Below are 1283 nucleotides of genomic sequence, written 5' to 3' on the forward strand. Positions count from 1 at the left end.
GCGAGGGCGGAGTTGTTGAGGTCGGCGAAGACCTGTTCGATGATGGCGTGTTTGCGGTGATACTCGTCGGCGACGGGCAGGTCGAAGCCGGTGTCGGTGAACACGGCGTGGTAGTTGAAGACACGGAACAGCTCGCCCTGGGTGTTGGTCTTGAATCTGGGGGTGCGGCGGACCAGCAGCCGCGCGGTGACCTGGCGGCCGGGGTTCTCGGCGGTGTGGACGAACGCGGTCAGTGTGGTTTCGGCGATCTCGGTGTGGGTGATCAACTCGCCGGATAGCGGGTCGGGGATCGGGTGCCGGTAGGCGATCGTGGTCCAGTCGTCCTCGCCGATCCGGTCGATCACCTGCTTCACTGCCGCGTTTTTCTGGGCGGTGACCGAAAACAACGCGCCCGCCCGGCGGATCGCGGCGATGATCGGGCCGGTGAAGAACGCGGAATCCGCGCGGACCACGACCGTCCCGGTCGCCCCGGCCCGGCGTGCGAGCCCGATCGCCTCGGTGATCATCGACGCGGCCCCGCGGCGGGAATCACAGTTCCCGCCCCGTAACCGGGAGGTCAGGATCACCGGCGCGCAGACCGGGGACGACAGGGTGGCGATCAGGTGGTTCAAACCGCGGACCCCGTTGTAGGCGAACCCGCTGCCCTGCTTGCCGTGCCCGTAGGTTTCCTTGATCTTGGCGTCGATATCGATAAACGCCAGCCCCTCGACCCCGGCCAGCAGCGACGGAACCCGCCCGGCCAGCCGGACCAGCGCCTCGGCCGCGGCCGAGGCCAGCTGACCGACGTGGCCGTGGGTGAACCCCCGCAACCACGAACCACACGTCGAGGGCGCCCGGAGACCGGTGAACAACCGGCGCATCCCACCGTGCCGGATCACGTCCAGATCCTCGATCGAGTCCCCGCCGGCGACCATTCCGGCCACCACCGACAGTGCTTTCGCGCCCGTGTTCGCCCCGACCGCAATCCCCAGGTCAACCCGGTCTTCGATCAGCCCGCCCAGGCCGATGTCCTCCGCCAGCCGCAGCACCGGCACCAGCCCCGCGCACGACACGAGACCCTCATCATCGAACCTCACCGACACCGATCCGGCGGTATGAGACGATCGCATCCAGCAGATGCCCTCTCGCTAGGTGGTTTTTGTTCCGTCGCAAGAACAATCATCCCAAGCCAGAGGGCATTTGCGTACCCAGACACACCCCAAACACCCACACCACACCGGTGGATCCAGGCTCAACGTCCCAATTCCTTCATAGACGTCGGCCTGCGCCATGACCAAGAGGTC

The 1283-nt window shown here is 66.7% G+C and carries 1 protein-coding gene; it reads right to left on the reverse strand.

Translation table 11 applies throughout. From position 1 onward, the window contains the following. Positions 1–1076: IS1380 family transposase (locus tag ACZ7KI_RS43340; protein ID WP_470278815.1), on the reverse strand; the 1076-nt coding region annotated here is incomplete at its 3' end. Positions 1077–1283: the final 207 nt, after the last annotated feature.

This window comes from Amycolatopsis sp. NPDC039088, from assembly GCF_055598845.1.